The sequence below is a fragment of the Domibacillus aminovorans genome (genome assembly GCF_001643235.1).
Lineage (GTDB): Bacteria > Bacillota > Bacilli > Bacillales > Domibacillaceae > Domibacillus > Domibacillus aminovorans.
The window spans coordinates 73340-98450 of sequence record NZ_LQWY01000038.1 but is presented as its reverse complement, the minus strand read 5'-3'; the positions used below and the strand labels follow the sequence as shown (position 1 = coordinate 98450).

General features: G+C 38.0%; 30 protein-coding genes and 1 pseudogene. 19 read left to right on the top strand and 12 right to left on the bottom strand.

What is annotated here, in order from left to right; translation table 11 throughout:
• Window positions 1-47 precede the first annotated feature (47 nt).
• Window positions 48-158, bottom strand: a complete 111-nt coding sequence (locus AWH49_RS19330; protein WP_082862834.1) for a YjcZ family sporulation protein — start codon at window positions 156-158, stop codon at window positions 48-50.
• Between the two features lie 623 nt (window positions 159-781).
• On the opposite strand from AWH49_RS19330, the gene AWH49_RS13345 reads away from it, so the two are divergent.
• Window positions 782-970, top strand: coding sequence for a hypothetical protein (locus AWH49_RS13345; protein WP_063966111.1), 189 nt, complete (start codon window positions 782-784; stop codon window positions 968-970).
• A 226-nt stretch (window positions 971-1196) separates the two neighbouring features.
• Here the strand turns inward: AWH49_RS13345 and AWH49_RS19320 are convergent, their stop codons facing one another.
• From AWH49_RS19320 to AWH49_RS13335, 3 genes are all read right to left on the bottom strand, one after another.
• Window positions 1197-1367: an aspartyl-phosphate phosphatase Spo0E family protein gene (locus tag AWH49_RS19320; protein ID WP_081897897.1), complete on the bottom strand. Its 171-nt coding sequence runs from the start codon at window positions 1365-1367 to the stop codon at window positions 1197-1199.
• A gap of 702 nt (window positions 1368-2069) precedes the next feature.
• Window positions 2070-2345: a hypothetical protein gene (locus AWH49_RS13340; RefSeq protein WP_063966110.1), complete on the bottom strand. Its 276-nt coding sequence runs from the start codon at window positions 2343-2345 to the stop codon at window positions 2070-2072.
• Window positions 2346-2797: 452 nt separating this feature from the next.
• Window positions 2798-3445, bottom strand: coding sequence for a cupin domain-containing protein (locus tag AWH49_RS13335; protein ID WP_063966109.1), 648 nt, complete (start codon window positions 3443-3445; stop codon window positions 2798-2800).
• Window positions 3446-3584: 139 nt separating this feature from the next.
• On the opposite strand from AWH49_RS13335, the gene AWH49_RS20795 reads away from it, so the two are divergent.
• The 6 genes from AWH49_RS20795 to AWH49_RS13300 all read left to right on the top strand — a co-directional run bounded on the left by AWH49_RS20795 (window position 3585) and on the right by AWH49_RS13300 (window position 9339).
• Window positions 3585-3911 (top strand): hypothetical protein, encoded by a 327-nt coding sequence (locus tag AWH49_RS20795; RefSeq protein ID WP_063966108.1) that lies wholly within the window; start codon window positions 3585-3587, stop codon window positions 3909-3911.
• A gap of 238 nt (window positions 3912-4149) precedes the next feature.
• The gene (locus AWH49_RS13325) at window positions 4150-4530 is read left to right on the top strand and encodes a DUF6173 family protein (protein WP_018392975.1); all 381 of its coding nucleotides are present in this window, start codon (window positions 4150-4152) and stop codon (window positions 4528-4530) included.
• 100 nt (window positions 4531-4630) lie between these two features.
• The gene (locus AWH49_RS13320) at window positions 4631-5128 is read left to right on the top strand and encodes a hypothetical protein (RefSeq protein ID WP_063966107.1); all 498 of its coding nucleotides are present in this window, start codon (window positions 4631-4633) and stop codon (window positions 5126-5128) included.
• 73 nt (window positions 5129-5201) lie between these two features.
• Window positions 5202-5714: a DUF3189 family protein gene (locus AWH49_RS13315; RefSeq protein ID WP_063966106.1), complete on the top strand. Its 513-nt coding sequence runs from the start codon at window positions 5202-5204 to the stop codon at window positions 5712-5714.
• Between the two features lie 1056 nt (window positions 5715-6770).
• Window positions 6771-6989 carry a BhlA/UviB family holin-like peptide gene (locus tag AWH49_RS13305; protein WP_063966104.1) on the top strand — a complete coding sequence of 73 codons (219 nt, stop codon included), beginning with the start codon at window positions 6771-6773 and terminating at the stop codon, window positions 6987-6989.
• Window positions 6990-7380: 391 nt separating this feature from the next.
• Window positions 7381-9339 carry an FUSC family protein gene (locus tag AWH49_RS13300; protein ID WP_063966103.1) on the top strand — a complete coding sequence of 653 codons (1959 nt, stop codon included), beginning with the start codon at window positions 7381-7383 and terminating at the stop codon, window positions 9337-9339.
• A gap of 407 nt (window positions 9340-9746) precedes the next feature.
• On the opposite strand, the gene AWH49_RS13295 is transcribed toward AWH49_RS13300, so the two are convergent.
• The 3 genes from AWH49_RS13295 to AWH49_RS13285 form a co-directional block, all read right to left on the bottom strand.
• A complete protein-coding gene (locus tag AWH49_RS13295; RefSeq protein WP_063966102.1) occupies window positions 9747-9956 on the bottom strand; it encodes a hypothetical protein in 210 nt (69 codons plus the stop codon).
• Between the two features lie 152 nt (window positions 9957-10108).
• On the bottom strand, window positions 10109-11260 hold the full coding sequence (locus AWH49_RS13290) for a tyrosine-type recombinase/integrase (protein WP_063966101.1): 1152 nt from the start codon (window positions 11258-11260) through the stop codon (window positions 10109-10111).
• Between the two features lie 529 nt (window positions 11261-11789).
• Window positions 11790-11987 (bottom strand): hypothetical protein, encoded by a 198-nt coding sequence (locus AWH49_RS13285; protein WP_063966100.1) that lies wholly within the window; start codon window positions 11985-11987, stop codon window positions 11790-11792.
• Window positions 11988-12380: 393 nt separating this feature from the next.
• Between AWH49_RS13285 and AWH49_RS13275 the strand changes: the two genes are divergently transcribed.
• The 5 genes from AWH49_RS13275 to AWH49_RS13260 all read left to right on the top strand — a co-directional run bounded on the left by AWH49_RS13275 (window position 12381) and on the right by AWH49_RS13260 (window position 14780).
• Window positions 12381-12611 carry a hypothetical protein gene (locus tag AWH49_RS13275; protein ID WP_063966098.1) on the top strand — a complete coding sequence of 77 codons (231 nt, stop codon included), beginning with the start codon at window positions 12381-12383 and terminating at the stop codon, window positions 12609-12611.
• 410 nt (window positions 12612-13021) lie between these two features.
• On the top strand, window positions 13022-13243 hold the full coding sequence (locus tag AWH49_RS13270; protein WP_063966097.1) for a hypothetical protein: 222 nt from the start codon (window positions 13022-13024) through the stop codon (window positions 13241-13243).
• Window positions 13244-13454: 211 nt separating this feature from the next.
• Window positions 13455-13628, top strand: a complete 174-nt coding sequence (locus AWH49_RS20105; RefSeq protein WP_157723730.1) for a hypothetical protein — start codon at window positions 13455-13457, stop codon at window positions 13626-13628.
• Entirely contained in the window at window positions 13625-14578 is a 954-nt protein-coding gene (locus AWH49_RS13265; protein ID WP_063966096.1) for a sigma-70 family RNA polymerase sigma factor, read from the top strand. Before AWH49_RS20105 ends, AWH49_RS13265 begins: the two co-directional genes overlap by 4 nt.
• The gene (locus AWH49_RS13260) at window positions 14541-14780 is read left to right on the top strand and encodes an MreC domain-containing protein (RefSeq protein WP_063966095.1); all 240 of its coding nucleotides are present in this window, start codon (window positions 14541-14543) and stop codon (window positions 14778-14780) included. Before AWH49_RS13265 ends, AWH49_RS13260 begins: the two co-directional genes overlap by 38 nt.
• Window positions 14781-15134: 354 nt before the next feature.
• Here the strand turns inward: AWH49_RS13260 and AWH49_RS13255 are convergent, their stop codons facing one another.
• The 3 genes from AWH49_RS13255 to AWH49_RS13245 form a co-directional block, all read right to left on the bottom strand.
• On the bottom strand, window positions 15135-15401 hold the full coding sequence (locus tag AWH49_RS13255; RefSeq protein WP_063966094.1) for a hypothetical protein: 267 nt from the start codon (window positions 15399-15401) through the stop codon (window positions 15135-15137).
• Between the two features lie 491 nt (window positions 15402-15892).
• Window positions 15893-16201, bottom strand: a complete 309-nt coding sequence (locus AWH49_RS19305) for a sensor histidine kinase (protein WP_342341792.1) — start codon at window positions 16199-16201, stop codon at window positions 15893-15895.
• A 134-nt stretch (window positions 16202-16335) separates the two neighbouring features.
• On the bottom strand, window positions 16336-17013 hold the full coding sequence (locus AWH49_RS13245) for a response regulator (RefSeq protein WP_063966092.1): 678 nt from the start codon (window positions 17011-17013) through the stop codon (window positions 16336-16338).
• A gap of 618 nt (window positions 17014-17631) precedes the next feature.
• Between AWH49_RS13245 and AWH49_RS13240 the strand changes: the two genes are divergently transcribed.
• The 6 genes and pseudogenes from AWH49_RS13240 (at window position 17632) to AWH49_RS20095 (ending at window position 22349) form a co-directional block, all read left to right on the top strand.
• Complete coding sequence (locus AWH49_RS13240; protein WP_063966091.1) at window positions 17632-18153, top strand: DoxX family membrane protein; 522 nt, start codon at window positions 17632-17634, stop codon at window positions 18151-18153.
• A gap of 42 nt (window positions 18154-18195) precedes the next feature.
• Window positions 18196-18387 (top strand): annotated as a pseudogene (locus tag AWH49_RS21095) (hypothetical protein); the annotation flags it as partial.
• A gap of 260 nt (window positions 18388-18647) precedes the next feature.
• A complete protein-coding gene (locus AWH49_RS13235; protein WP_063966090.1) occupies window positions 18648-19325 on the top strand; it encodes a TerC family protein in 678 nt (225 codons plus the stop codon).
• A 360-nt stretch (window positions 19326-19685) separates the two neighbouring features.
• The gene (locus tag AWH49_RS13230) at window positions 19686-21638 is read left to right on the top strand and encodes an S-layer homology domain-containing protein (protein WP_063966089.1); all 1953 of its coding nucleotides are present in this window, start codon (window positions 19686-19688) and stop codon (window positions 21636-21638) included.
• 111 nt (window positions 21639-21749) lie between these two features.
• Window positions 21750-21896, top strand: coding sequence for a hypothetical protein (locus tag AWH49_RS20100; RefSeq protein WP_157723729.1), 147 nt, complete (start codon window positions 21750-21752; stop codon window positions 21894-21896).
• 291 nt (window positions 21897-22187) lie between these two features.
• Entirely contained in the window at window positions 22188-22349 is a 162-nt protein-coding gene (locus AWH49_RS20095) for a hypothetical protein (protein ID WP_157723728.1), read from the top strand.
• Between the two features lie 275 nt (window positions 22350-22624).
• Here the strand turns inward: AWH49_RS20095 and AWH49_RS13225 are convergent, their stop codons facing one another.
• On the bottom strand, window positions 22625-23119 hold the full coding sequence (locus AWH49_RS13225) for a L,D-transpeptidase family protein (protein ID WP_018393004.1): 495 nt from the start codon (window positions 23117-23119) through the stop codon (window positions 22625-22627).
• A 174-nt stretch (window positions 23120-23293) separates the two neighbouring features.
• On the opposite strand from AWH49_RS13225, the gene purT reads away from it, so the two are divergent.
• Entirely contained in the window at window positions 23294-24460 is a 1167-nt protein-coding gene (gene purT / locus AWH49_RS13220; RefSeq protein ID WP_063966088.1) for a formate-dependent phosphoribosylglycinamide formyltransferase, read from the top strand.
• 35 nt (window positions 24461-24495) lie between these two features.
• On the opposite strand, the gene AWH49_RS13215 is transcribed toward purT, so the two are convergent.
• Window positions 24496-25062 (bottom strand): SLOG family protein, encoded by a 567-nt coding sequence (locus AWH49_RS13215; RefSeq protein ID WP_063966134.1) that lies wholly within the window; start codon window positions 25060-25062, stop codon window positions 24496-24498.
• Window positions 25063-25111: the final 49 nt, after the last annotated feature.

The window sequence follows — 25111 nt, the reverse complement described above, 5'->3', positions numbered from 1 at the left end:
AATAATGTATTTAATTCAAAAGGGTTTTATGGATAATGGTTTGGTACCTAGCAGTATCCGCCACCCATGAAAGATGCGCTAACGATGATTAACAAAATGAACAAAACAACAATTAGCACAAAGACAGAGCCGTATCCGCCACAATTTTGGGAACTCATAATGATCACCTTTTTTTAAATATAGTATGAAAAAATAGAGCCGAGTCTTGTACGAATGGTTCTATAAAAATCAAAAAGTGTTATCTGCAACGATTGCAGCCATGTGAGTGATTATAGTGACATTGTGATGGATCCATATAACCTGGATCTACGACGACGTTTCTTGTCATAGGCTGATAAATATGACGAGGAACGTTAACAATATGCTGCCGATTAACATTCACGATTGGGTGAATGACAGGAACCTCGCGTTTAATGTAGGAATCATGAAATACACACTTTGGGGGACAGATGATTGGTCTAATAGGACGACACATCCAAAACACCTCCTTGTTTACTATAGTAGATGCATCCCGTAGTATCTTTGAAACGGACAGACATCACGGGTGAGATTTTTAATTTGCTATAAATGACATATACCTAATACAGATAGCTACCTGTCCTTTTGATAGGGTGGAAGATTAAAGATACGAAAAGTAAAATACACAGAATTCAAATATCCAGATGACAAAGGGAAGTTATCTGTCCTCAATGTACGTTTGAACAGGCTCTTCGATGCGGACAAGAGTTACCGGATTACATTAAACGAGGATTAATGCATTAAAAACAGAGGGGGAATTGATATGTATTTTGTAACTGTGTCATCTACAATCGGAAATTCTATAGTTGAAAGTTATGAATATAAGGAAGAGACCAAAGATCGAGTGAAGGAATTGATTCGCAGAGGACAAAGAACGGTGCGTATGGCAGAAGAAATCCCGATGAAAATCAAAGTGAAAGTGGAAATTCAAACAAAAAAACAGCCAGATTAATACCTGACTGTAAAAGAATTGAAAGTGACAAAATATCGGGTATGACGGGGAACCGTCATATAAAAATAGTATGCCCGTTCAAGAAATGTTTACAAAAAAAAGCCGAGAAAAGTTCCCCGACTACAAATATTTGGAAGGTTCTTACTCATGAGAAAACTTAACACAGTAACAGTTTAACCATCCAAGAGAAAATTATACAAAAAATGATATTTATTCTCGAAAGTTTTTAAAGTCTGCTTTGCAATTGAAATTGGAGAATTAATTTGTCCAGTTCTTCGCTATATTTAAGGGTTTCGATATCTGTAAATCCCTTTTTTAAACCAGAGGCTATCATTAACTCGCGAATATCGTTAATTTGGGTGGATAAGTCCTCTAAATTTAATTGAGTAGATAACATTACATCTCTCCTGTGCGGGTTTGTTTATTAAACACAATAGGGAACCATCATAAAATAATCACGAGAGAATTACCATGTGTTCGACAAAAACTCTAAAAACATTACATTTTTTGAGGGGTTAAAGAAAAGATAAAAGGCCAGGACTCTGCCCGGCCGTTAAATAGTGCTCGCAATTCTATTTTAACCTGTGAGGAAAATTCACTTTCAGTTTCACGTAACGATCTTGGTTTTCTTAATAAAGCCACTAAAGAAAAAACGAAACTAATAAATAAAAACTATTGATATTATCCACGCAACAATATCGATTAGCATCATACTGTGATGGTCTCCTTCGCTGAGTAAAATTGAATTAGTTACTAATCATATCCAACTAGGAAAGAATTAAACATAAAGTATTCCTTCAAAAAAGAAATTAAGCACAAAACCTTATAGAAGAGGTGTAAGGGAGAATGATCAACAGTAGACACAAACTGTGAAGGAGTAAATTTCAACGAGTGTAAAAAGAGTTTTTGAGAATTGGAATGGAGATCAGGTATTAAGCGATTGCATAATTATCAAGACTAAAAAGGGTTCATGGGACAAGCTGAAAAGTACGGGAGGGAAACGAGAAGTTAGCGCGTTTCAATAATTCGAAAATTCATTACGAATAGTGATCATTTTCAAATGCCATAATGAACTGAAAATCTATGATATGTAGCTTAATTAATTCTTCTTTCTATTATTATTTGATAATTGATCTGTTAAGTAGTCAATTTGTTTTTGCATCCTTATCAACTGCTGGTCTCGGTCAGATTGACTTCTTTGATCTTGTGTATTGGAGTTAGCAGCCTCTTCTAATGCTAATACTGCTGCAACAGTTGCTAAGGCATCACCGAACGTAGAAATTACTGAAGCAATGACGGCGAGCTTATCAGCATAATTTTCTGGTAATGATGAATTTTGGCCTTTTTGATTATTGTTTAAATTATTTTTATTCATGGATTTCACCCCTCAATAATAAAACGATGTTAAATGAATCTTCGTATCAATCTTATTTTATGCTAAAAATTACATTTCGGTACAATACCTTAACAAATCTCAAACGAAAGAGTGAAGGAAAATGGTTAAATAATCAATCATTGAAAAGAGACAATTTGCTACTGAGAGTTAATTTTTAATCAACAGTACGACAAAAAGCAACTATTCCAGGATAAGAATAGTTGCTGAAGAAGAAATGGAAAATGCTTTTAAATAGGAGGGAGAAAGGGCTCCTATTTGTATTTAATATATGCAACAACGATTCAAACGATGAAAATTCAATCAGTTAAATGAACAGTTCAAAGATATTATGGCATAAAAACAGCCAGGTTGCTCCATCTTTAAAACATTGAAATTAACAGAGCAAAATGTTTCTTCGATTTTTCATGCCAATAGTTTTATTAGTTTGTCTATTAGCGCCAATATTGATAATACTGGGGAACGTAAGGAATTCGTGAGTATTGCTGAATATATTGTGGCTGTTGATACTGTCGATTTAAATATTGATTAGGCGTATTTTGCTTTACTCTATTGCAGTTCTTGTATGGACCTATATATGTTGATGGTTTAACCGGTTCAATTGCTTGTTTCCATTGATTTTCATCGATGCAATAAGTATGTGATATGATATTTGCAGGAGTGAATTTTAAGATGTCAGAGCCTAAAATCACTTCTGGAGTTGGTGCATTGAAAATTGCCAAAAGATGAGTGTTATCAACTGTAGCTACTTCGTAATGCCACCAACCTTGTGGAATGTTTGCCACTTGTCCAGGTGTAATAGAGTAACTGAGAAGCTGTTTTGTAAAGGGGTTCAACATCGATACAGTAGCAGCACCAGAAATACAATAGACTAGCTCAGCCGCATTTTGGTGATAGTGAGGTTCTACAATGTTATTAGTACTTAGGAAAATGTCCAGCAACGACACATTTTCCAATGTATTTAACTGTTTCACACCTAGTACGTTAATATAGTTTTTTTCATCTTTTCTGAACAAGGGACTTTTATTTACGTCAAAAGTGTATTCAGTTGATGGAGATGTGTAATCCATATATGAAACCATAACTTCTTTTCACCTCTTTATAAGAGCTACAAAACAAACTTTATAGGCATGTTATGCACTTACAATTAGCTTGGTGTCCTTTTTTATTGAGAAAAAGAGTGATTGTGATGAATCCAAGTTTGAAAGAGCAGCTAAAACAATGGAAGAAGGACCACCAGGAAGTGAAATAAGAACGAAAGAAAGAAAGCCACCAGAGAAGAAGCAGGAGAAGCTGTCTGAACGTGAATTAAAAGAACTAAAGGGAAATGAGTCGAGCAAGGTACGGAAGAGCAAAAGGCGGGGCATTCAGCCGTTTAAACGGGTAGGTGCTGTAATGATAGTCGGCAACTATATCGCTATTAAGCCTGTCTCTAAAAAAGCACCATTCACAGACTTACCTGAACGTGCCATTAGCTGCTGTATATATGAGAAGGTAAAAATTAAGACAGATAGGTTTAAGCTTAACGTTAAAAGGTTATATAAGTAGTCAGTATCCTTATCTCTACCTTTGACTATTTACCCCGACATTCCTGTCGGGGTCTTTTTTCTATGTCTAAAATAACGAAAGTAAATAGCGCAAGGGGTTGATCGAATGTGAAACATCTACAGTGTTCTTCTACGAGGAAAGGAGCCTTTTGACGTTGAGTATAATAATTTGACGAAAAAGGAGATAATAAAGTGAAATTCAGGACAGATCTATCCGACTCAAGGAAGGAGATGATAAAATGGAATCCAAGCCAGATCTACTCAAATCAATGGACGATAACGAAATTTGCAATGAATTGCCTATACCAACGAATACACCGGGACAAAACTTGGCAAGTGAACTTTATAAGCATTTGAAAAAAAGAGCTGAAGATTTTGACAATAAACTAGATGGCAGTCAAGGGGTGGGGGTTAAGCTTATTCCATCTGGGCAGTCGGTTACTTTTCAGGTAACTGCATTAGGTTACTGTGATCCCAGTTTAATCATTTTTGCGGGAGTTACTGATAGTGGATTGGAAGTGCAATTGATTCAACATGTATCACAGCTTAATTTTTTATTGATGGCAATGCCTCGACCGAACCCCAAAGAGCCTAAAATTCCATTAGGTTTCATCCAATAATAAAAAGGTCACTCTGATGAGTGGCTTCTTTATTTGTTCAAAATTAATTTGGGAGGTGGCGGTGATGTGAAGTGGCGAACTGGGATGAGATCAGATCAGAATGGGAAACATTCAGTATGCGGCGATCATCCGAGCGCAGAAAATTATGTTTGTTCAAAACCAAGAGCACACAACGGAGCATCTGAAGCGGGTGAAAGATTCTGATTCGGGATGGGGAAAAGAAGGCGTGACGCCCGCTTCAGTTATCGCGGATATAGATACAACCATCGCGGCAGGTGGAACCATCGTTTTCACGAATCACCTTATCGCAGATACGCCGCCTGCAGATCCATATGGCATGTGCTATTCTTCTGCTAATTTTATACAGATTCTCGACTACCTTTATTCCCAAAAAGACGAGATCGAAGTCATTACATTGAACGAACTTTTGACAGGTGCCAGGCGTTTATTCGTCGGGATGCAAGGCCAGAAACCCGATGGTTCATTTTCCACAATAAGGACAAACGAACGGTTATGTGTTCGGATTCCCGATGTACCATATAAATACGCAGGTTACGATTTAACAAGTAGTCGGAACATGCAGTGTAATAAGAGTTAAAAGATAATCAACTGAATGGAAACTAGAATAAATGACCATAATAACCATAGATAAAAATATAAAGGATGATATCATGATTTATATTTATAATGACTATGGTGGGACACATACAACGGCTCTGGCAGCCGCCTATCATTTAAAAGAAATTACCCAATCAGAACGAAAACTAACTAAAGAAGAAATATTAAATGTTAACTATTTCAATAAATTATCTAAAAATGATTCAGGAAAAATCATTTTTCACGGGATAGATGAAAATGGAGACTCGGTATATACATTAGGACGAAAATCCTCCAAACTTGTTGTTCCAGCATTAAAAAACTTAAGCTTATTGCTACAAAGCAAACATCAATTTCAAGAAAAAATAATCTTCTCTAATACATCACCAACTGTACCGTTCGTCATGTCAATTGGGGGGTTTTTCTCAAGAGGATTAAAAATTGATTTTATAGGTGTACCATTATTAGTTATAGGTGCCAAACAATGCTGTGATAATATTTTTCGGTTGGTTGAAAATACGAAGCAAATAGGGAAATCCTCAAATGAGGAAAAAGTGATTATTTTAGAAAATGAAATATATAAGTAATAATATTTAATGGTTTATCTCTGTTAGTAAAAGATTGCCTTAGCACATAGGAAATCGGTTTTTACATTTTAATAAACTAAAAGGTCAAGTTGCATACGTTTAGTCAACCATTAATGTTGGCTCTTTGTTGTTTCACATACGGATTAAACTGTTAATTAAGCGCTTCGTAATCGGAGCGCTATTTTTACAGAGATTTGTCGAACGAATAAGCTTAATATAATAGGAGCTAGATATTATAATGGACATGTACTTCAAGTATTATGTGAAAGGGCAAGACTACCAAAAAAACGGTGATGCAGATCTACAGGGGCTAAGGTGTTAAAACTATGTCAGCCAGTTATTGAATATGATTTCCAAACCATATCTAATAGGAGGTATACTGTATGCCATTATACAGTATGAAAGAAATCTGGTCGCCGTTGAAGTGGATTGGGGTTAAGTTTTTTAGAACTCTTGATGAAGATGGTGCTTATTATATTAAGGTTGGAAACAAGCCTAGAAAGAGAATATAACAATGTGGAGTAACAAAAAGGAAATAGCATTTCAAAGAGCGCCCATTTCGGGCGCTTTTTTATTTATAAGGAAAGCAAGGAGGCCGTACGATGGATTTTACGCAACTGCCACCGGAGTTATGGGCGCAAGAAGTATTCTATGCCCTTTTCGTATGGCTTTTACGGTTCCAGATGACGGAATCAAGAGAGTGAGAAAACAAGCTCACGGTACAGATTGATAAACAAAACGAAACACAAGATAAAATTGTTTCATCGCTTGAACGATTGGAAAAAGACATCATCCACATTAAAAATAACAAGTGGGAGTGATCTCATCACCGGTGTAACTATTATTTACCTTACTAATGCAGGTGTGGAGGACAACAACTAATACATGGAATATGATATAGAGAAGGAGATCAATAGAAATGACTAAACATATTGAAATTGATCGTAATTCATTTTAATAGTAACGGGTTAGATTATAAAAAATTCCAAATATCATGTTGTAAAAGAGTGGTAGAGAAAACAATTGAATTTCAATCGATTAAAGGGGGAATGAATGATGGACTTAACACAATTGCCAGCTGAATTGTGGGCGCAAGGGGTTTTTGGCGTGTTGTTTGTATGGCTGTTACGCATTCAAATGGCTGAGTCAAAAGAACGCGAAAATAAATTGATGGCACAGATCGAACGACAGAATGAAACGCAAGATAAAATTGTTTGTTCATTAGAAAGATTAGAAAAAGACATCTACGAAATTAAAAGTAACGAGCGAGAGTGATTTATATGCAAGGCATTAAAAATATCGATAATGGAACCATCGTCCGCACGGTGGTTCTTTATGGTTCTTTTTGTTGCGCTTTTGAATCAGTTTCTAGTGTTAGTATAATATAAATAATAGATGATCAAAATTCCGACCAAAAAACGACCAAAATTTTTGATCAAGGATTGATGAAATTTGAAAAGGGTTTTAAGTCTAAATTAAATGATAAGGAATTCCTGATTCTCATCCTGTGTATAACATTATCAAAATTGATTTGAATGTCTGTGCACAGGGAATCATTCTTTATAAGGGATAACAGCTATAGTTTGACGTAAAGCCTGCTTGATAAGCACATTATTTCAGAAACATCATTTTATTGGAGTACACTATTTAGGAAAGGGGCTTTAGAATGGATAAAAAGAAACGAAAAAAGTCCTCTACATCTATCTCACTTAAATCTACTGAGATTCATTCGACAATAAAACAGGCTTTTGAGATTAAAAAGAATCCATTTCCATGGATAAAGGCTTTTAGTGCTGGAGTAAGTGCATCGCTGCCTGTCTTTATAGGATTATTATTGGGCAGTTTACAATATGGTTTGTTAGCAGGAATTGGTGCCTTTACCTATCTTTATGTATTTAACCAGCCATATGCACAGAGAGCTAAAAAGCTCTTTTTTGTCATGATTGGAATTTCTTTATCGGTCGGAGTAGGAACACTTATTGCTCCATATCCACTTGCATCTGCTATTATGATGGGTGTAATTGGTGCTGTAGCTATTTTTATTTTTGGGGCGTTAAAAATTTCTGGTCCTTCTGCTATCTTTTTTGTTTTAAGTTTCGCCATGGCGACTGGTATGCCTGTCGATCCATCACTTGCTCCTCTGCGCACCGGGCTCGTTTTTCTCGGAGGGGTGTTATCGTGGCTAATCGCTATGCTTGGCTGGTTGATCAGCCCTCGTGAACCTGAAACGAATGCTGTAAAAAGAGTGTATATGGAATTGGCGGCATTTTTGGATTCAGTCGGTACAGAGAGCTTTAATGAGACAAGGCAAAGAACAGTATCAGCGATGAAACAGGCAGAAGATATTCTTTCAGCAGGATATATATCTTGGCAAAGTTCGGATATGTTTAAACGATTATATTTATTAACCGAACATGCAAATACGATATTTTTAGAAGTACTCGAAATAGCTTTAGAAGAAAAGGCAAAACTACCGCCAGAATTAGGGGAATCTATTCGGGCTCTCGCAAACTCGATTGAACATAAAAAGAAAAACAATACGAAAATTCTTCAGCCGGACCATGTTAATGAAGCGGCAGAGCATTTATTCGTCAAAATTTATAATGCGGATGCCATCATGAATGAACCGATTTCTAGGATTAATCAAGAAGTTCGAATTTCAAAGCGATCATTAAAAACGGTTTTTTTAGGTGCTTTCGACAAAAATTCGATTGTCTTTCTGTCATCTGTTAAATATGGAACGGTCCTTACGTTTGCTGCGATTATTGCGTATACATTTGACTTTAACCGCTCGTATTGGATTCCATTATCCTGTGCAGCTGTCATGTCTGGCGCGACAATTATTGCTACGTTTCACCGCGCCGTTCAACGATTTCTTGGAACAATCGTCGGCATTCTCGTAGCGAGCATCATTCTGTCATCCACGCCTCAAGGATATATTATCGCCATTATCATTTTGGTTTTGACATTTTTTACAGAACTTTTTATTGTGCGAAATTATGGCTTTGCTGCGATGTTCTTTACACCATCCGCTTTAATCATGGCAGAATACACGACTCAAGTGCATGACTTCGCTTTTTTTGCAACCGTGAGAGTAACAGATATTTTTATAGGATGCGTCATAGGTCTTATTGGAACATTGTTGATAGGCAGACGTTCTGCTTCCAGTCTACTTCCGCATTTTATTGCTAAAACAATTCGAAGTGAGGGACAGTTTCTACTCATGTTGTTTTCTGAACATAATAGTCGTATTGACTATGAAGAGAGCAGAGAAAGAAGTAAAATGCAAACCAATTTAACCAATTTAAAAACGGTATATAATACAGCATCAGGGGAATTATTTAGCAACAAGACGGTATTAGAATCTCTCTGGCCTGTCATATTTTCCATAGAACAGATGGGCTATTTACTTGATTCAAGCTTAAAATATGATAAACGACCTGTTCTTTCAGATGAAAGTCTCGCTCAATTGCTTTATACTTTTGAAACGATGGCGATGGCTGCTGAACAAAATCAGCCGCATACAGAAAAAAACACCCCTGATATTCAAGGTTTTTCAAAAATAAAAAAAGAGATTATCGATCTCCAGAACGCTCTTCAAATCAGTGAGAGAGTCCCCGGCTAAAAATGAATGATCAGTCAGGGTTTTTTCTTCCATCAAATGTCGTTGCGTCGAGATGCATAGTTACTCAACTTTATCATTTTCGATGCGCGAGAGAGCGAATCTCAAGCATCATCAAAAACACGCATTTTTTAAATGATCGTGCATCGGATCTTCTTGAATCCATTCTAAATATAAGTTGGTAAGCGATATATCCGTACGTCCAACTAAATCTATTACAATGGAAAAAAACGGACTATGCCTATTATGCTTTTCTGAGCACACCCACAAGTAAATCACCACGATTGTTGCGGTGGGAACATCCCCAATTTAATTGGATTAATTCTGATGCCAGAATGCCAAGCGTCAATAATAGATACCCAATCAACCGGTTGTGTGCTTCAATTTGCAACCGGTTTTTTGTGTTTTCACTACTTTTGAAAAGCAGTCGATAATCGCTCTTGCTTCACAAGTAGACAATTCACGCATCGTCTTCCGATTTCCGTTTGAATCCAGACAGAAAATTCTTCGTCTGAGCAGTTTTCGAGCGATAAATTACGGTCGTTATCCAATAAATGCATTCTTGACTGCAGCATTTCTAAAAAAGCATCTTGCGATTGAAAAATAGATAGTTCAAACACGGAAGTCCTCATTTACTATAATTTTATTATGTATAGTATAGATAATTTATACTTATGCAAACTAAAAACAGAAAATCCTTATATAATAAGGATTCAATAGTTATTTTCATCGTATTTTTTTATTTTAGGTGACTAAAAGGGGACCGATAAGCTTAAAACATGTTTGAAAGCTTTGTAACGGCTTCCAGTTCGTTTTCTTTTGTTAGATGTGAATACGTGTCGATTGTGAGTGTGATACTACTATGCCCTAGACGCTCTTGGATAACTTTTATGTTTACACCTTTAGAAAGAAGAAGAGACGCGTGCGTGTGCCGCAAGTCGTGGAATCGGATTCGTTTCAATCCGTGCCTTTCGATGAACTCTAAAAAATATTTCGAAAAGGCATTGTCTGAATGGGGGTATCCGTCAGCGCGACAAAAGATTAAATCCATCCCCTCAACACCACGCCAATCAGGACCTTGAAACATACGGTCTTTCTTCACTTCTTTTATATAGTTTTTGAGCGATGCCATAAAGTGTTCTGGCATCGGAATTACACGCACCTTTTTATTCTTGGTCGCCCCAAGAAAGAAGGTGTCATTTTCTTTATCATGTATTAACGTATGTTTGATCGTAATGGTATTATCGTTAAAGTTTACATTATCCATTGTCAGGCCGGAAATTTCACCAATCCTCATTCCGGAAAAGAGTGCCATTTGAATTACCATCCGATGTTTCGGCAAGGCAGACGGTAACAGATCAAGCAGCTGCTTCACTTCATTTTCATCGTAAAACGACATTTCTTGTTTCTTCTGCTTTGTCTTTTTCACTGCATCAGCCACATTTTCATCAAGTAAATCCCATTCCACCATCTTTTGAAGCATGACGCGATTCACCCGCATTTTATAGTTGGTTGATTTCTCGTCTTGTTTAGTCAGGTGGTTCATAAATTCAACGATGTGAATCTTCTTTAAATCCTTCAATTTTAAGTCACCCAAATATTCGACAGCCGGCTGAATGTTCATCTTATACGCTCTTTGCGAATGATAGGTTAAATGGGTCACATGGTTTTTTAGCCACAGCGCAACAGCATCCCGATACGTCATATTATTCGTGTCTATCGGTCCACTGTTTGCGACTGCAATCTCAAACTCCGTAATCGCTTTTTTAATCGCGCGATCAGATAAACTTTTAAGCGCGACGGTTTTCTTGCGTCTGATCCGTTTCCCGCGTTCATCGTACCCTAATTCAGCGGTGATTTTAATGCGCGGCAGTTCGCTTTTGTCAGCCGGATTCTTCTTATCCAATACGATGTAACTTGCCATGCGAAACACTCCATTCCTTGAAAATCGCGTCCTTTTCTTATTTAATACAACCTTAATATAAGTAAAGATAACTGTCAAAATTTTATTTATAAACAAAATAATAGTTAATAACTAGTAGACTCTAACAATCTACGGTAAAAATGAAGGGGGGGATGCACTCTTACTTATGAGGGGGAACAAACATGACCGAACAACTCACATCCTGCTTATTCATCATAAAAAAAAGCTGGGTTGCCCCAACTTTTAAAAATGGAAATCAACATAGCAAAATGTTTCGGTCAATAACATTATTTCTAATTAATAGAAGTGTATACAAAAAGCCGAGGGAAGCGAAGACCCTCGACCTGAAAGAGTGAAAACACCGTATGCAGGAGTGAACTCTCATGCAACAACAGTTTAACCATCTCAGGGTAATTTATACAAATTAAGCTTTAAATAAATGCCAGAAACAAGCGGGGCTAATCCCCCGTCTTTATTTCCGCCTCATATAGAACGTATGTGTGAGAATTAAAAAAAGAAGCTCGTAGGCTTAATCTTCTTCTATCGTGCAGGAATCGTTAATCACAACTTGTGCCTGTTCGGGCGAGAGGCCTTGTTCTTTTTGCAACCAATCATAAAAGTCGAGATGGAGTGTTTCAAAATGATCGAGTTCACCGGGTCTAGTTTGTTCACTCATTCCGAATAGGTATTCTTTATGCAAATGAAGATAGTGAGTTACCTGATTCATATGAATCTCTCCTTTATATAGGCTTATACCCGAATTTGTGTGGCTTATTCAAAAAACAAAAGAAAAAGCCATGCGTGAGCAGAGCCGTAAATGTATTCTAATCCTAATTGCGTTTTTGAATCATGTTAAATTCCTCAGCAGTAATCTTTGCATCGCTTGATTTACCAAGACCTGCTTGGGCTTTGCTGATTAATTTACCGTTTCGGAACATGAAGTTCGCATTGCCTAATGTCGTATCAGAGGATGTCCCTTGATACATGATTGTGTGGAACTCAGTGCCAGCTTTACCTGTTTTAGAAAGGAGTTCGAGTTCGCCTTCTGAAGTGGTTCTACTGGTGATGCCGCGGGAAATGGACGGAGGAATAAAGCCGAGAAAATAGGAGCATGAATCAAGTGAGTGAATGGCTAACAATCTGGCAACTAATTGATCAGCTAAAACCAGGTGAAACAGCAACAGATGAAAATGAAGAGTATACAGTTTCATGGAAGCATAGTCTTTTTTTCGAGGATGAAGACAGAAATGTGCATAAAGATATTATTCTGTCGTATAAATGTTTAATATGGCACATACTGTCGAAATACGCCCCCCTTGAGGAAGCGATGAAGGCGTTGAAAGACGGATAATTTGTGATCTTGCATCTATTAAATGTTGAACACCGTTTTAGTGCAGAAAATCACTTTAGAACATTCGTAGAAAAGGGCATAACAATCGAAAACTTTGTTAACAGCATGTGGTCAATTTACGAATAATCAAATAACAGAGAGCGTTTATCGTGTTCGAAAGAGGCTCTTAGGTTAAATACAAGATTGAAAAGACAATCGAGTTTGTAGACTTTTCTAATGCCAATGTGTTAACGGTTTGTTGTGTCAAAAACAGAAAAACCCTGAGAACGTCATGAACGGCAATATTCATAAGCTAGGTGAAAAGCCGGAATCAGAGAATTGATAAACGTCGCACTCCTCATGAGGGAGATGGAATCGTTTAAACATTTGAGCGGGCGATTGAAACGTCTGGCAGAAAGGGAGATGGCAGAATGAAATCCTTTACGATGTACATTGAAAAGCCAATGAGTTACCACGAACGATTATTCCGCTCCGAAGGATATACAAGGGATGATATCGACAAGTTAGCGGCGCAGCTGGTTGAGAAGGGATTCATCGAAGCAGGCGATCCATACGCACGGGAAATAGCATGTGTGGCGGAAATGGCGAAAGTAAGGGCACGGCAGTACGTGGATGGCGGTGATGCATCATGACAACATTCCGAGAAGAATTCGAAAAAAGTGAACTCATACTTAAACTAGAACGCCGGTTAAAAATAGCTGAAATGAAATCAAGGCACGCAGAGAAGATGATGAAGTGATTAAAAGAAATTGTATTTGACGAAAGAACGCCCGTTGCGTTTCGGTTGGAACGAGTGCAAGGGCTAGTAAGGGAAAACCAGCGTAAAAAAAGGAGATGGAATTTTTGAGATACAGCCAGGGACGATATGAAACGGTGCTAAAAGAAAACAGCCATGTGGGGAATCTGAAACCGTCATTTGAGGAACGGGAAAAACTGATTGCTGAATATCGCTTGAACAGCATGACGCGAGTAGAGAAAATCACGGACGAATCAAAGAAAGATTTGAATCACAAATGAATGCAGCTATCAAGGAGTTGGATGGACGAACACTAACACTTGAACAGGCGAGGATACAGTACGAGAAAATGCTTTATAAAGAGGTGAATCGGTTTTCGAAGTGGGGAAAATTCGTCGGATTGGAAATAGAAGACCTTTTCAGTTATGCAAATGAAGGTTTAATAAAAGCATTTAACCGATTCGATACAGAAAGAGGATTACGATTTTCGACGTATTGCGTGCCCATGGTAGAAGGCGAAATAAAAAGAGGGCTGCGTGATTTTGATAGCAAAATAAAAGTCCCGCGGCTTACGAAAGAAATTGCTAATAAGATCAAAATGCAGAGTCTTGAAGATGAAGCGCCTGAAAAGATAGCAGAAATCATCGGTTGTAAAAAAGAAGCGGTTGAACACGCGTTAATGGCACTAGAACTTCGATTCACCAATTTAGATGCGCCGGTTATTAATAAAGACGGAAATGAAAACACGTTTTCTGACATGATCGGCAAAGAAGAGGACGTCACAACGGTTATCGTCGATGACTTTATTAACAGTATTCCGGAAAAATTGAAGCTTGTTATTCAGTTGAGCATGGAAGGAAACACACAGGAAGAAGTCGGGAAAATTGTTGGAGTTTCGCAGGTTCAAGTATCTAGGTATTTAAAGCAAATCGGCGAGCGTTGGAAGCAATATGACAAAGAGGAGGAAAAACAAATGGCAGTAACAGCAAATCGAATTGATGAAGCGATCTACATGAATTTGAAACGTGAGTACATGGATGAAATTGAAGCGGCTAATAAGTTAGGTGTCAGCACATCTGTTTTGTGGGTGTGGAAGAAAAACTATTTATCAGATGATTCACGAAAGGAATTACAGGGGATTACTACTGCTCGTAGAAGAAAGAAGCAATCAGGCGAAGGCGAAATTTCAAAAGATGGACAAGTCCTCAGAAACGAAACTAGAGCTGTCTGACGTAGTGAAAGAACAGATAGAAAAGATTCTAGCGGAGAACAAACAGCTTCATGTCGAAAATGAAGAACTGAAAGAAAAAATTGCGGAGATAGAAACTGATTACATTATTCTTTATGAAGGGCTTGAACAGAAGTCATTCCGGAATAATGAACTCAAAACGGAAAATGAATCACTGAATACGAAACTAAAAACGACTGAATGAAGCAGAGAACGAGCGTGTCCAAGCACAGTATGAAGCCGGCGAAATCGAAAAGGGATGGATAGAAGGCAAGAAAGAAGCCGAACGCATGGCGTGGGAAACGGAAGAAATGAAGCAAATAACGAAGGTGTAGGATGAAACGCCTCGGAAAATGTACAGCGAGAATCAATATTTAAAGGGGCTTGTGGCGATCAACAGTAGACCGAAACCGTAAATTAGGGAGGACTGGCTTCAAAGTATTTTTCACTACGGCGTAAATTATTAGAAGAAGAAGCTCGGGTAGAAAGTAAATGTGATGGAGTGGACCCGAGCGGACTAGAAGCACAATTGATAAATAAAAGTGATGCAGCTGAATTTTTAGTGTTTTTTAGAAGCTTCTCTCGTTAAATAATCGAGTTGTTTTTGTATAGTATCTAATTGCTGTCGAATGTGATCCAGACTTAATTGATCTTGAGAATTAGCGTTTGACACTTCTTCTTCTAAAGCCAACACCTCGGCACATACTCCTATAACCTCACCGAGGGCTATGAATGAGGAACCAATGATTGCGAGCTGTGCGGCATTAATTTCAGAAGATAACGAAGAATTTTCTTTCTTAGCACCTCTTAAGTGATCAGGTTTCATCACATTAACCTCCTGAAATGTAAGAATTAATAACTTTTACATTTTATGCGAAAAATTATTTAGCGTGATGAGGAAAAGGACTATGAGGACCGTATAATAGGCGTCATGTTTGGATTGAAAAAGCTGAAGTTTAATCAACAGTACGACGAAAAGGTTGACTAAACCAGCTGAAAGGGCATCAAAGGGAGAAGGTCCAAGCATAAATACGTTAATAAATCACTACGCGAGAAAAAGACAAAAAAGAATCGGTGAATGAGAAACATATAGGTGGAAATGCTAATTAACAATTTATAAATAGCAGTATTAAACATTTTTAAAGAAGTATAACTATAATAGAAACGAGCATGCCACCGTTACGTGTTTGCAGCCGGGGCTTTTTTTAATGGTCTTATTCAAGGTGAATCTCTGCATACTATGAGCCACTGACATGACGTGGGTTTACCAATTTGGTCAGAATAGGTTTCTAAACAAAGAAGACCTGCCGTATCCAGTTACCTAGCAAGCAATCCTGCAATTACCCTAGTTCCTTCACCTAGTTTACTCTGAACCTCAATCGTTCCTTTGTGAGCCTCTATGATCCATTTACATAAAGATAACCCTAATCCTGTTCCTCCCTGACTTCTTGAACGGGAATCGTCCACCCGATAAAATCGTTGAAAGATAAAAGGCAAGTGTTCCTGCGGAATACTGATTCCATGATCAATTACTTCAATATAAATGATTTCTTTTATACTGCATGCCTTGATTTCCACTGTTCCACCTGTTGGGGTGTACTTAATTGCATTCTCCATCAAATTAATAAATAATCTTCATAAGAGATCTTCATCCCCGTAGAGAGTGAACGACTCATTAATTTGAATATTCAAATTAATCTGTTTTTTCGATGCCAAATTGCAATTCTGCATCCAATCCTTTTTAAAAATTTCATGATGTCTTATTCATTTCCTCCTTTGATCATATAACCTACACTATAAATCGTTTGTATGAGTTTTAAATCAAAGTTTTTGTCGATTTTATTCCTTAAGTGATTGATGTGAACATCCACCACGTTCGTTCCTATATTGTAAGCATCCATCCATACATGCTCTAGAATCAGAGTTCGAGGCAAAATCTTACAAGCATTTCTCATCATAAATTCCAAAATTGCATATTCCTTATTGGAAAGAAAAATAGGCAGCACCCCTCGAGTCACTTCTCTCGTGGAGGGATTCAACTTCAGATCTGCTATTTGTAAAAGTGGTGATGTCTTTTCTTGTTTTCGCCTTAACAGACTACGTAAACGTGCTAATAATTCCGTAAAAGCAAAAGGCTTTGTCATATAATCGTCCGCTCCTATATCAAGCCCTTCTACTTTATCAATCACAGAATCTTTGGCACTGAGAATAAGAATAGGAACATTTTTTCCATTTAACCTCAATTCCTTGATTAATCGAGCCCCATTTTTCTTTGGAATCATAAGGTCGACAATTAAAAGATCATAATCCTCAGCATAAGCCAGCTCACAGGCCATTTCACCATCGTGTGCCACATCTACAACATAATGGTGCTCTTTTAACCCTTGTGATATAAAACGAGCTACTTTTATCTCATCTTCGACCAACAGCACTCGCATTTCATTTCCCCCAAAAAATACACTCATTTTATATTTTAATAATGATAATCACTATCAATTTTTCATAACTATATCTTAGATTAATATGACTGGTCAATCCGCTAATTTATCCCATATAAAAACCAATAAAAAATCACACTTTAACAGATAGCGATATTGTTTCTTTGTAAAACTTAATATAATAACTATCTTTATGATCATTTAACTTGAACAAGACAATTTAAAACTTAGATTAAAAGAAGTAAAAAACGAATCATAAGGGAGGTATTTTTGAACATCTGGGCAAAAAATTAATTTTTTTTAATTTTGTTTTTAAAAATTTTTAATTCTTTTTCTGTATTATGACGACATCGCCTCATTTCTTGATAATGATTATCATTATTAAACTTAGCAACTCTATACTATCTAGGAGGAATTTATGATGTAACAGGAAATAGTGAGTAAAAAAGAAGTGCATATATAGATAGATGAAATATGAAAATAGTCTGTTGAAATGGAATTTAAATAGGAACTCCAGTATGAAGGGTCTAAAGAATTGTAAAATTAGTAATGGAGATTTTATATAACTTTGAAATTCAAAGTTGACAGGAAAAAGTTAATTTATTAAGAGGTGATGATATGGAAAAATCAATTGATAATACTGTAATCAAATTTCTAGTAGTGCTCATGAGGGTATTATTTGGAGCAGGGTGGTTTTTGGCAGGATTAACCAAAATTACAGGCAAAACAGGGGAAGTATCATGGTACGACCAACCGATGGTGTTCCTTACAGAATATTTGACAAAAGCATTGGACAAGCCAAATGTCCCGGAATTTTACAAAAGCTTTATTGATGGGATAGCTTTAAATCATGTGCTATTTTTAAATTACACAATACCGATTGCCCAAATAATTATGGGCATATGCTTAATAGTTGGCTTTATGACGCTACCAGCTATTTTTATCTGCTTATTTATGCAAATTAATTTCATCCTTTCCGGTAATATGAATTTACTTAGCTTAACTCTCTATACATCTGCATTCGGATTATTATTCTTTAGAAAAGATGCATTGATTTTAAGTTTAGACCGATATTTTAAAATTGAAGATTTCTTCAAAGCAAAGAAACCTAACTATATGAGATGGAATCAAACGGAATGAAGCTAGTATATTTTCATGGACACTGTTTAGTTTCTTTCGTTAGGTACGGTTAAAAACTATGTGTCGATCATTTATTCAAAATTAAATGTAAAAAACCGCTCCTCCGCTATTATGAAAGCGATAGATGAAAGCTTGATCTCTAAAAAGTACGGCAGCGCCTTTTTTATTTACATAATTGAATATATAATGAGCAACACCGAAGTGAGCTGGCTTCTTGGTAAATTGCAGCGCTAAACGCTTCCATAGATTCTTTTATCAGCTGTTGTAATGGTCGCTGTCGGGATTTTAACAGGTGCCATCGCACTATAAAATAAAATAGAGTAGCCCATAAAGGGAGTAGCGTCAGGAATATACTGAAATAAAGTCGTTATTACGTGGAATTAATACCTCCGGCTTTATTGACTTCTTAATTATTTAAGTGTTCAGCGAGACCTTTGCCGTTATATAATGGTAAAGGTCTTTTTCTTTTTTAAATATGAAGGGAGAATAAAAAGATGGAAACAGAATTTTTAACAGCGTTATTTGCCATTATCATGATTGACCTCGTTTTGGCTGGTGATAATGCCATTTTAATCGGTCTGGCTGCGCGTAAACTGCCGAAAGACCAACAGAAAAAAGTGATCTTTTGGGGTGCGATAGGTGCGATTGTCATTCGAACGATTGCCACTCTTTTGGTCGTGTACTTGCTGCAAATTCCTGGCCTGCACTTGATCGGTGGAATCCTGCTCGTATGGATTGCCTACAAGCTGCTTGTAGAAGAAGAAGAGCATGAGGTTACAGCCGCAGATTCCTTGTGGGGGGCCATTAAAACGATTATTATCGCTGATGCGTTAATGGGACTTGATAATGTTCTGGCGGTTGCTGGTGCCTCTCACGGAAACTTCCTTCTTGTGATGATCGGCCTCCTTATTTCTATCCCGGTCGTTATGTGGGGCAGCACGCTCATTTTAAAAATGATGGAGCGGTATCCCGTCATTGTCACGATTGGCGCTGGTATCCTCGGTTGGACCGCAGCAAAAATGATTGTGGGCGAGCCATTCCTGGCTGACTATTTCGTTTCCCCCTGGGTGAAATACGGTTTTGAACTTATCGTCGTCGCCGGCATCCTCATTGCGGCTACACTAAAACAAAAACGGGTAAAGTTTGGCGAAGATTTGCCAAAAGCAGACTAGCAGTAAATGATCATAACAAAGAGGCTTTCGATTTTAGAAAGCCTCTTTGTTTGATTAATGACAAGAAATTAAGCTTTTTCTGCTTTTTCAAACGGTTCAGTGGTCATCTTTGGAGAAACAAAAAATGGTTCATTGAATACAAAATATTGGGAAAATGCTTATATCGGTGCCAAGCGAGTCGTAAAGTAGAGAACACTATCTAATCTATCTGGAAAAACCGACGAAAATCGGTTTTTTCTTTTTATTTCGGCTTTTTTTGTCTTATTTTTCTTTTATTGTTAGAAGTTGTAGAGACTTGGAAACTATTATAATATTAAAATCACAGGGAAATTCCTGGTTTTGGAGGATGGAGGAAAAGAAATGGGAAAACAGAAGAAATCGAAAAAAGTTGGAGTTGCCGTTCTAGCAGCCATGATAGGAACTGGTGGCATCATTCTGCCTATAGAAAATAAGGCGATCGTACAAGCAGAGGAGCCAGCCGGCACAATTGCTCCGATGAATGCTGAACAAGTGGCAAGCGCATTTATGACAGCGGTTACGAATGAGAAGTGGGAAGAGGCTTACGCCTTATTAAATGAAAACTTCAAACAACATGTATCAAAAGATATGCTGCCGATTATTTGGGAAGCAAAAGCGGTCCCTTTCGGTAAAGTAGGAAAACAATTATCCATCAAGAGGGAAACAAACAGTATTCATACAAATGTTGTGATGACGTATGAAGGATCCATGTCCCCGATGGACGTGACGATTAATCTCGATAAAGCGGGAAATATTGATGATTTTTATATGCCATTTTATTATACACCGCCGAGTGAGTATAAGGAGCCTTCTTATGAACGGAAAGATAATTATGTAGAGCGGCAAATGAAAATTGGAGAAGGAGGATTTGCTCTTCCAGGCACGTTAACGTTACCAAAGGGAGAAGGGCCTTTCCCTGCAGTCATCCTTGTGCATGGTTCGGGACCGAATGATCAAGACGAAGCCCTTTATTCTACGAAAGCTTTTCGTGATATAGCAGTCGGTTTAGCAAATGAAGGGATTGCCGTCTTGCGCTATGAGAAAGTGACAAGAGAGCATCATATTAAAACAGCGATGAACATGAAATTTAGCATCTATGAGGAGACGATCGATGATGCACTGAAGGCTGTCAACCTTCTGCATTCCCTGCCTGAAGTGAGTGATGAAGTCTATGTATTAGGACATAGCCAAGGCGGATATGCATTGCCACGCATTTTAGAAATGGATCATGAGAACCAAATTGATGGGGGCATTATCGTATCGGGACCAAGCGGCAAGTTTCAGGATGTCATGTTATGGCAGCAACAAGAAGCATTGAAAAGAGCGGAAACGCAAGGGCTGCCTGCCGAACAGCTCGAAGCGTTACGAGCAAATCTTGATTTTTGGCAGCAACAAATGGCACTTATCAACAATCCTGTCTACTCAAAAGACAACATTCCGGAAGAACTTCAATTACCAAACGCTTATTGGTGGTACGAACTTCGCGATTATGTCCCATCACAGTTAGCCGCTGAGCAAGACGATCCTCTTCTTATTATGCAAGGAGGTAAAGACTTGCAAGTACCGCCAACCTACTTGGAGGAGTGGGAATCCGCTTTAAAAACGCGGGATAATGTTTCGTACAAAATGTACCCAGATTTAATTCATTTGCTCGTCAATTATGAGGGAGCCCCAAATTTTTCGGAGTACGCTATTCCAGCGAATGTACCTGAGACGTTTATTCAAGATACAGCAAACTGGATCAAAGGGGTAAAGGACTCTCCATCATTTTCAGATGTAGATACAGATTTCTGGGCATATAAAGAAATTATGTTTTCAGCCGAAAAAGGCTATTTAAATGGATATTCTGATGGAAAGTTCCAGCCAAATAGAGCGATAACGAGAGCTCAAGCTGCTAAAATCGTAGCGAATGCTTTACAGTTCGAGAAGGACAGTATAACAGATCAGACGGTCTTTACAGATATACAGTCAAACAATGAATTTTTGCCATACATTCGCTTTTTGAAGCAAAAAGACATTATGTCTGGCTACAAGGATGGAACCTTTAAACCGAATGAACCATTGACTCGTGCTCAAATGGCACGACTATTATCAACAGCCTTTCAGCTAGAGGGACATTCCGCCAAGTCTTTTAAAGACGTGAGAAAAGACCACTGGGCTGCGCATTATATTGATGCTTTAGCGACTAATAACATTACAGTCGGAAATTCGAATGGTACATTCGGTCCTACCCAACATGTAACTCGTGCTCAAACAGCTGCATTTTTATATCGTGCGATCAATCAACGCAACTAACTTGTTTGCTTAAGTGAAGACTTAAAAACGCCAGAACAAAAGGGTTATGGCGTTTTCTTTATATCGATTTATTCCTAACAATAATTTTAAAATAAGAGAAGGGGGAAGTAAATGAAAGAATTGGCATTGGAGTTATTTGATTATCATATTTTGGGAAATGATAAACTGCTAAAGCATACAGCTGAATTATCTGCAGAAAATCAAGAACAAACTAAACGTATTTTAACTCCTGACGAGCTGCTTTTCCTCATACGCTAATTGATGCAAATAACTGGTTTAAATTTTGTCATATACTATCACTTTACAAGTAAGGACTTGCATCTATCATTTACATAGTTATGAAAATATACTATTATTATGAATAGTTAAACTATTCTAATAAACTAGAGGGAAGAAGTATTTAGGCTACCTGTTCTCGATATTCAATTGAGAACAGGTAGTTTCATTTTTCCCAATCGTGGTCCAAAAAGGATAATGCTACTTGATTAATAAATTGGTACAATTAGACACATAGCTGCATCTTTTTTATCAAACTTAGGAGGAAATTGAATGGAAGCATTAGGTGAATCTTTATCATTTATCGGTACGGTTATTATGTTGGCGGGTATCCTTTCTTTTTTTATGAAACGGATGAGAAGACGCCCGGGTGTGAGAAGAAGTTTGTACATGATTGTTGCGGGCCTTGTTCTTGCTGTCATAGGCAGCATCTAAATTACGGCTCGACATCGAATCGAGTTTCTCGTCCACTTTTATATACCTGTATACGTATAGCCTTGAAATATTTAAGATTTCAAAACATCAAACCTCTTTTTAATAAAATAACGAATAGTACTAAGTGAAATAGAAAAAGCAGCCTCTCACACGATTGCTTTTTCTTATACACGAAGCTGCTCATTCAACTGTTTCAAAAACATTCATTCATTTAGCCTATACTTGGTCCAACCTAAATGTTTCTTAAGGAGTCGGCTTTATTTGCATGGGAGGCTCTACGGTCGGATAAAAACGGAGGTGCCAATTGGAATGGTTTTTGCCAGCTCTTCAACATCTTTATTGTACATGCGGACACAACCCTTTGATACATACTTTCCGATTGACGATGGATCGTTTGTACCATGTATGCCATAACCTTTTTTAGATAAGCTCATCCACATAGTTCCATAAGGTCCACCTGGATTTGGCGCTTTATTAATAATAATAAAGTCACCAACTGGTGTGTCATGAAGCATTCTGCCAACACCAATCGGATATACTTTTCTCGTCTGTCCTTGATAGAGTAAAGTGAGTGTTCTTTTTGAGAGTGAGATATGGATGGAAAAAGGAATGGTGGCAGGAGAAGGAAGGCCGGGGATACGGATTCTTTGCCCGACATAAATCATATTTGGTGTGATCCCTGGATTCGCTGCAATAAGCGATGCTAATGAAACGCGATAATCTCCAGCGATTGATGAAAGAGTTTCTCCTGCTTTAACCGTGTGAATCATGTTAAATATCTCCTTTACGCATTGATACTTCATTTTATTCATAGCCATTTTAAAATTGAACGTTAATTGCATAGCCGGGCATGGATCGTGTAGATATTAATGCTTATTTTTATTGAAACACATTTTTCTGTGCGCTATGATGGAGGAAATAACGTACGTCAAGGAGTGGTTTGGATGAGCGGGCTTAAAGCGAAAAAAATAATGCTGCTCGGTTCGGGGGAACTGGGGAAAGAAGTAGTGATAGAGGCGCAGCGTTTAGGCGTAAAGACAGTAGCCGTTGACCGGTATAAAAATGCGCCGGCGATGCAAGTGGCGCATTCATCGCATGTGATCAATATGCTCGATGGCGCGGCATTACGTAAACTTATTGAACAGGAAAAACCTGATTATATTATTCCGGAAATTGAAGCGATTGCGACAGAAACATTGATTGAGCTTGAAAAGGAAGGCTACAACGTCATTCCAACCGCAAAAGCGACAAATTTGACGATGGACCGGGAAGGGATTCGCCGTCTTGCTAGTGAAACACTTGGGCTGCCGACAGCAAAATATGAATTTGCGGATACGCTTGATGAATTGAAGGAAGCTGTGCAAAAAATCGGTACGCCGTGTGTCATTAAACCGATCATGAGTTCATCGGGAAAAGGACAAAGTGTTTGCCGCTCAATTAATGATGTTGAAACATCATGGAATGAAGCAATGGAAGGCGGACGTGCGAAAAAAACGCGTGTGATCGTTGAAGAATTTATCACATTTGAATCGGAAATTACGCTTTTAACGGTCCGTTCTGTCTCTGGCACAACGTATTGTGCACCTATTGGACACATTCAGCAGGACGGTGATTATATTGAATCATGGCAGCCACATAACATGACCGAAGCACAAATTGAAGAAGCAGAAAACGTGGCGAAAAAAATCACCGATGCACTCGGTGGATACGGGCTGTTTGGTGTGGAATTATTTATCACGCAAAACGGTATCTATTTTAGCGAAGTGTCACCGCGCCCGCATGATACAGGTATGGTCACACTCGTCACACAAGACTTATCTGAATTTGCTATTCACATCCGCGCGATTTTAGGCTACCCTATTCCAGCGATCCGTCTCCTGAGACCGGGTGCGAGCCGGACGATTAAAGCGTGGGAGGAAAGTACGTCATACCACTTGGATGGTATCGAGAAAAGCTTAGAAACACTTGATTCGCAAGTTCGTCTTTTCGGCAAGCCCGAAACGAAAGTCGGCCGACGTATGGCTGTTGTATTGAACGCAGCGGATTCTGTTGAACAAGCACGTGAACAAGCGAAACAAGCTGCTTCGCACATAACCATTTCGTATAAGTAAAGAAAAAGCTGTTCCACTTTTTTGCGGAGCAGCTTTTATAACCAGTCTGACCGCTCTTTTTCTTGAATTTCTTCCGCGATGGTCTGTAGATCATACATATTAATCATCATGATGGAATAAGTACTGGACTCAAACCGGTTTTCAGCCGCTTCTTTCAAAAATTTTGGTGAGCCTTCTTTCTCCTCATCGTAGACGAGCAGAAGGGCATCTGTATGATCGAGTGAGAACTCGTCACGCGCTTTAAACTGCCACGGGGCTATGTACGGCTTTTTCGAGACCACATCCACAAAATCAGCCTGATCGATAATCATCTGATAATGCTCTTTCCGTTCCTCTTTCCAATTTTTCTCTTGTTCTAAAAAGGGCATTAACACACCCAATTTCAGCTCGGAAAATTCGTTTTTTAACTCTAGGACTACTTCTGCTGCCCACAGCTCAACCCCGGGCTGACCGCCAATAATGACCCATTCTAGTCCATCTTCTACGAGCGTACGCAGCTGTTTTTCAATCGCTGTTTTTATAATGAAAATGCCTGGATTTTTCGTATCCCAAATACCGAGTTCATGGCTTTTATAACCGGACAGCAATAAAGTTTTTAGCAAAATCTTCACCTCATTCATCATTTTACACGATTCTTCTAGGATTCGTTTT